4 protein-coding genes and 1 pseudogene are annotated in these 6,000 nt (G+C 68.5%); all 5 read right to left on the bottom strand.

The window, feature by feature from the left end; genetic code table 11:
- Positions 1 to 93: 93 nt before the first annotated feature.
- Positions 94 to 504: pseudogene (locus tag ACGFSA_RS27015) on the bottom strand (cytochrome b N-terminal domain-containing protein); the annotation flags it as partial.
- Positions 505 to 830: 326 nt separating this feature from the next.
- The gene (locus ACGFSA_RS27010; RefSeq protein WP_393308473.1) at positions 831 to 1,055 is read right to left on the bottom strand and encodes a hypothetical protein; all 225 of its coding nucleotides are present in this window, start codon (positions 1,053 to 1,055) and stop codon (positions 831 to 833) included.
- A 332-nt stretch (positions 1,056 to 1,387) separates the two neighbouring features.
- Positions 1,388 to 2,362, bottom strand: a complete 975-nt coding sequence (locus ACGFSA_RS27005) for an acyl-ACP desaturase (protein ID WP_393308471.1) — start codon at positions 2,360 to 2,362, stop codon at positions 1,388 to 1,390.
- A 116-nt stretch (positions 2,363 to 2,478) separates the two neighbouring features.
- Positions 2,479 to 3,255: a dimethylargininase gene (ddaH, locus tag ACGFSA_RS27000; protein ID WP_393308469.1), complete on the bottom strand. Its 777-nt coding sequence runs from the start codon at positions 3,253 to 3,255 to the stop codon at positions 2,479 to 2,481.
- 662 nt (positions 3,256 to 3,917) lie between these two features.
- A complete protein-coding gene (locus tag ACGFSA_RS26995) occupies positions 3,918 to 5,549 on the bottom strand; it encodes an ABC-F family ATP-binding cassette domain-containing protein (RefSeq protein WP_393308467.1) in 1,632 nt (543 codons plus the stop codon).
- Positions 5,550 to 6,000: the final 451 nt, after the last annotated feature.

Below are 6,000 nucleotides of genomic sequence, written 5' to 3'. Positions count from 1 at the left end.
AGACGAAGAGCACTCCGGCGCTGCGCGCCTCCGGGCCAAGGATGGCCTTCACCCCCGCCCTGAAGGGCGGAGCACTGGCCAAGATCAGAGGTAGATGAGGTGGACCGTCACCAGACCGACCATGAGGGCGGGCACCAGCAGGACGTGCACGGTGAACAGCCGCGGGATGGCGTCGTCGCCCGGGAACTGCCCGCCGAAGAAGAAGAATTGGAGATAGGTCCCGACCACGGGAATCGCGAGGACAACGCCGTCAGCGATGCGCAGACCGGTGCCGGAGAGCAGGTCGTCGGGGAGCGAGTACCCGGCGAAGCCGTTGAGCATCGCCAGCACCAGCAGGAGGAACCCGAAGAGCCAGTTGATCTCGCGCGGTTTGCGGAACGATCCGGTGAAGAAGTGTCGGAACATGTGCACGAACAAGGCCGCGATGAAGATCAGCGCCGCCCAGTGATGAACCTGACGGATCAACAATCCGCCGCGGACGTCGAAGCTGATGTCCAGCGTCGAGGCGACGAGGCAGCCCGGCGGAATGTGACAGGACCGCGAATGACGTGTGTGGTCGACGACATGGCCGGGTACGCGGACGGAATCGTCCGCGTACGCACCCACTGCGCCACACGGATTGCGGGAGGGCACTTCGAGCCGGCGTATGACCACTGCGCGGCCAACTCCGCCGGCACGGGGCATCCGAGAAGCCCGGCGCGGGTGCTGCCGCGGACGTTGCACCCGGGCGCGGGCTCCGTGGTGTGCATGTGGACGCGGAAGCGCGTCGATTCGGCTGACGCGGGCAGCAGCTACAGCGTGGTGGCGGGCAAGCCGATCAGATGATCCGCTCAAGCCGTCCGGTCGCCGCCGGCCAGGTTGTGGAGGGTGGCGGCGCGTGCGGCGAGGGCCCGCTTCTCGGCGTCGTCGTTCCAGGTGCGGTCCACGCCGGCGAGGATGCTGAACGCGGGTTGCCGGTGGTCGTCGACTGCGGTGACGGTGATCCGGACGGCGGCATAGTCGTCGGCTCCGGGAGGGGCCTTGCGCCGGTCCTGCTGCTGTCGTCCGGCCGACACGGTGCCCGAGGCGTTCCTCGTCGAACCGGGCCGGGGCAGGGCCGGGTCCTGCGAGCGGGACCGGCTGATCCGGGCTCTGTCGACCGGCTGCCGCGGCGCCTTTCACGCGGCGGTTACCGACCGTCGGACGAGGTCTCGCTCGTCACCGCGGATGCCGTGCTGCTCGATGTGCGGTCCCGTGTCTGCGTTGCGGTCCCGATGTGCGTGATGCCGCGTCACACAGAGACGACGGCCCACGAGCGAGCGCGCTCGTGGGCCGTCGGGTGCTGTGCGGGTTGTGGGTCAGGCGTTTCGCGGAGGCCTGGGGCCCAGGCCTCCGCGAGAGCGGCGGGTCAGCCGTTCGCGCGGGCGGCCATCCGCGCCTTGCGCGCGGCCAGCTTCTCGTCGAACTTGGCCGCCTCGCGGTCCAGTCCGCCCATGTAGAGCCCCAGCTCCTCCTGCGCCTTCAGTCCGTCCGGGCCGAGCCCGTCGATGTCCAGGACCTTCAGGTAGCGGAGGACGGGCTGGATCACGTCGTCGTGGTGGATCCGCATGTTGTAGATCTCGCCGATCGCCATCTGCGCTGCGGACCGCTCGAAGCCGGGCATGCCGTGACCGGGCATCCGGAAGTTGACCACGACCTCACGCACGGCCTGCATCGTCAGGTCCGGGGCGAGTTCGAAGGCCGCGCCGAGCAGGTTGCGGTAGAAGACCATGTGCAGGTTCTCGTCGGTGGCGATCCGGGCCAGCATGCGGTCGCAGACCGGGTCGCCCGACTGGTGACCGGTGTTGCGGTGCGAGACGCGGGTCGCGAGTTCCTGGAAGGCGACGTACGCCACGGAGTGCAGCATCGAGTGTCGGTTGTCGGACTCGAATCCCTCCGCCATGTGCGCCATGCGGAACTGCTCCAGCTTGTCCGGGTCGACGGCGCGCGAGGTGAGCAGGTAGTCGCGCATCACGATGCCGTGCCGGCCCTCCTCGGCGGTCCAGCGGTGCACCCAGGTGCCCCAGGCGCCGTCACGGCCGAACAGGGTGGCGATCTCGTGGTGGTAGCTGGGGAGGTTGTCCTCGGTCAGCAGGTTCACGACCAGTGCGATCTTGCCGATGTCGGTGACCTTGGACTGGTCGGCCTGCCATGCCTCACCGTCCTCGAAGACGCCGGGGAAATTCCGGCCGTCCGAGAAGGGGACGTACTCGTGGGGCATCCAGTCCTTGGCGACCTTGAGATGGCGGTTGAGCTCCTTCTCCACCACCTCCTCCAGGGCGTACAGCAGTTGGGCGTCGGTCCACGCCTTTGAACTGCCGAGGTGGGGAGAGGTGATCGTCACGGGGGGCTCCTGGGGACGGGAGAAGTACCTACGGCTTCGTAGGTTACGAGACCGTAGGTTAAAGCGGGAGTAAGGCCATCGCCAACCCCGCCCGCGCGAAGTCCGACTACGTACCGTTATGTCTGCAGGTCACGCAAGCGTACGGAAAGACAGGTCACGCAGCCTTCCAGTTTCTCGAACTCGCTGATATCTACTGATACAGGGTGATACCCGATCCCCGCGAACAACTCGGCGGTCTTCGGTGCACTCGCGGCCATCAGCAGATTCCCGCCACCGAGCAGCACCACGTGCGAGCCCGCCTCCTCCGGAACCGGCAGGAAACGGCCAAAAAGCGACGGCTCGTCAACCAGGGGTGGATACCCGACGACTGTGCCGTCCGGCAGAGCCGTCACCGCGGACTTCAGGTGCAGCACCTTGGTCAGCGGCACGGCTACGACACGGGCGCCCAGCGGCTCGAACGCGGATCTGAGCTGCCGCACCCCCTCCGCGTTCGTCCGGCCGCCGCGCCCGACAAAGACCGTGTCGCCGATCTTCAGGACGTCGCCGCCGTCCAGCGTGCCCGGCTCCCTCACCCGGTTCACCGAGCAGCCGAGCCCGGCCAGTGCCTCCTCCACGGCCGCAGTCTCGCCACGGCGGGACTCCGCGCCGGACCGGGCGATGAGCGCCACGTTCCGGAACATCACCACGGTGTCCTCGACGAACACGCTGTCCGGGTATCCGTCCGCCGGCTTCGCCTCGACCGTCTCCCATCCGTACTCGCCGAGGACGGCGACATACCGCTCCCACTGCTCGACCGCGAGGCGGACATCGACGGGGGTGCGCTCGACATGGGTGACGAGACCCTCGGCGAGACGCGGGTCGGGGCGACGGACCAGGGCTTTTCTGCTGGGCACGGGTAGTTCCCTCCGTAGGGTTTCGGGACGGGTGCGGGCCGGCCACCTTGGCCCCGCAGCGGATGAAGTCGCGCGACTCCTGGACCGGTGGAGCAAGTGTCCGCAGGCGCTCCAGCAATTCCCGGTAGCGGCGCAGTTGTATATCGGTATCAAGCAGTTTCGGGACGTGCGAGGAGTCGAGCTGCACCGTATCGAGCCGAGTCGCTGCGGCGCCGGGCCACGCCGGACCCGGACATGCCGCTCCGGGTCCACTGGCAGTTCGATGCGCTGCGGATCATCCTCCACGACCGGCGACCGTCCCGCGGATCGGCCGAGAAGTCCGAGGGATGCCGCGAGCGCCGCAGCGAGAGCATAGGGCTGCTCGCCGCCGCGGTCGACTCACAGGGTGGGGTGGGGGCTGGGGTTCGCTCCCGCACCGACTGCGGCCGGCGGCTGCAAGAGCTGGGCCTTGTTCCACCGATGGCCCCGGCCGCAGTCCCCCCACACCCCCCACGGCTCAGAGCCTGTCGGGTGACCTTCGATCGGAGAGCGGACGCGGCGTGGTGCGTGCGATTCCAAGGCGCCGGGATGGCCTCGTAGCGGAGCTACTAGGGCATTTCGGCAACGCCGGAAGCGTGCGTGCCACGCCGTGACCGCCCGATCAGAGGTCGCCCGACAGGCTCTCAGAGCTCCGTCGCCACCGCCTCGGCCGTGGTGTCACGCAGTTCGCCGTCCAGCAGCAGCCAGCGCGTGATGCCGAGCGAATCCAGGAACGGCACATCGTGGCTCGCCACGATCAGCGCTCCCTCGTACGACTCCAGAGCCGCCGTCAGCCGGCGTACGCTCGCCATGTCCAGATTGTTCGTCGGCTCGTCCAGCATCAGCAGCTGCGGTGCCGGTTCGGCCAGCAGCAGCGCCGCCAGTGCCGCACGGAATCGTTCCCCGCCCGACAGTGTCCTCACGGGCCGGTCCGCCCGAGCCCCTTTGAACAGGAAGTGCGCCAGCCTCGCCCTGATCCGATTGTCCGTGGCATTCGGTGCGAATCGCGCCACGTTCTCCACCACGCTCAGTCCGTCGTCGAGCACATCCAGACGCTGCGGCAGAAAGCCCAGCGGCAATTGGGGTGTCGCCTCGCCGGACACCGGTGCCAGCTCACCGGCAACGGTCCGCAACAGCGTTGTCTTGCCCGCTCCATTGCGGCCCACCAGTGCGATTCGCTCGGGGCCCCGCAGCTCGAACCCGCCGTTCACCCGTGCCCCGTACGCGAGTTCCAGATCGCGCAGTACGAGCACACCGCGACCCGGATGCACCTTGGTGTGCGGCAGCTCGACCCTGATCTCGTCATCGTCCCGCACCGCCTCGACAGCGTCGTCGAGGCGCTCCTTCGCCTCCGCCAGCTTCCCGGCGTGCATGAGCCGATGCTTGCCGGCCGACTCCTGGGCGGCCCGCTTGCGGTTGCCCATGACGATCTTCGGCTCGCGCTTGTTGTCCGACATCTTCTGTCCGTAGCGCTTGCGCCGAGCCAACTTGACCTGGGCGTCCGCCAGGTCACGCTTCTGTCGCTGCACGTCGGCCTCCGCGACCCGCACCATGCGCTCGGCCGCCTCCTGCTCGACGGCGAGCGCCTCCTCGTACTCCGAGAGATTCCCGCCGTACCAGGTGACCGACCCGTCCCGCAGATCCGCGATCTGGTCGACCCGCTCCAGGAGTTCACGGTCATGGCTGACGACGACCAGGACACCCGTCCACGCGTCGACCGCCTCGTACAGCCGCCTGCGCGCGTACAGATCCAGATTGTTCGTGGGCTCGTCGAGCAGCAGCACCCCGGGGCGGGCCAGCAACAGCGCGGCCAGGCGCAGCAGCACGCACTCGCCGCCCGACATCTCGCCGATCGTGCGGTCGAGCCCGATGTGACCGAGGCCGAGCTGATCGAGCGTCGCGCGGGCGCGCTCCTCCACGTCCCAGTCGTCGCCGACGGCCGCGAACTGCTCCTCGCCGACGTCACCCGCCTCGATGGCGTGCAGAGCGGCCCGGGTACCGGCGATGCCCAGGGCCGCATCGACCCGCAGCGCCGTGTCCAGGACCAGATTCTGCGGGAGATACCCGATCTCGCCCCGGGTCCGGATGCGGCCCTCGGTGGGGGTGAGTTCACCCGCGATCAGCCGCAACAGGGTGGACTTTCCACAGCCGTTGAGGCCGATGAGACCGGTCCTGCCGGGGCCCACGGCCAGCTGGAAGTCGTCGAAGACCTCACTGCCGTCGGGCCAGGAGAAGGAGAGCGACGAACAGGCGATATGAGTCATGGGGGTAGACATACGGATCTCCCGGTTGCGAGGAAGGGCAGGGGGGCAACGGGCGAGACACCGGTCACGGGCGTTCCACGGACATGGCCAAGGAGGAGCCCCGGTCGCGGAGGACGGCTCGAAGAGCTGAGGTCACACTCGGGCGCGCAGACATGACAGACATGACAGCCCTGAACGGGCATGCACTGTCCGGACACGGCGCGCAACGCGGTGTCTCACGACCTCAGACGAGCAACGTCCTTCTCCGATCCGACGACAACAAGGACGTCACAAACGGTACGACGGGACCTTGTGCCCGGCAAACGATTTACGTTGATCCCGGCCGCACCGGTGCGTGCGGCGGATCGGGGGGCCGGACGATGACAGGTCGCTGGACGGGCAGGGCCCTGAGGATGCTCGCGGTGCCGCCGGATCCCGGGGGCGTACCGGGTGCGGACCCCGTGCGGCGCCGACGCGTTGGGCG

Origin of the sequence: Streptomyces sp. NPDC048496, assembly GCF_043200055.1 — a bacterium.
In the GTDB taxonomy this organism is placed as follows: domain Bacteria; phylum Actinomycetota; class Actinomycetes; order Streptomycetales; family Streptomycetaceae; genus Streptomyces.
This window is presented reverse-complemented; position numbering and strand designations above follow the sequence as displayed.

Bases quoted from the DNA above. Each gene is read 5' to 3' on its own strand.
- ACGFSA_RS26995 (WP_393308467.1), bottom strand. From the start codon at position 5,549: ATGTCTACCCCCATGACTCATATCGCCTGTTCGTCGCTCTCCTTCTCC.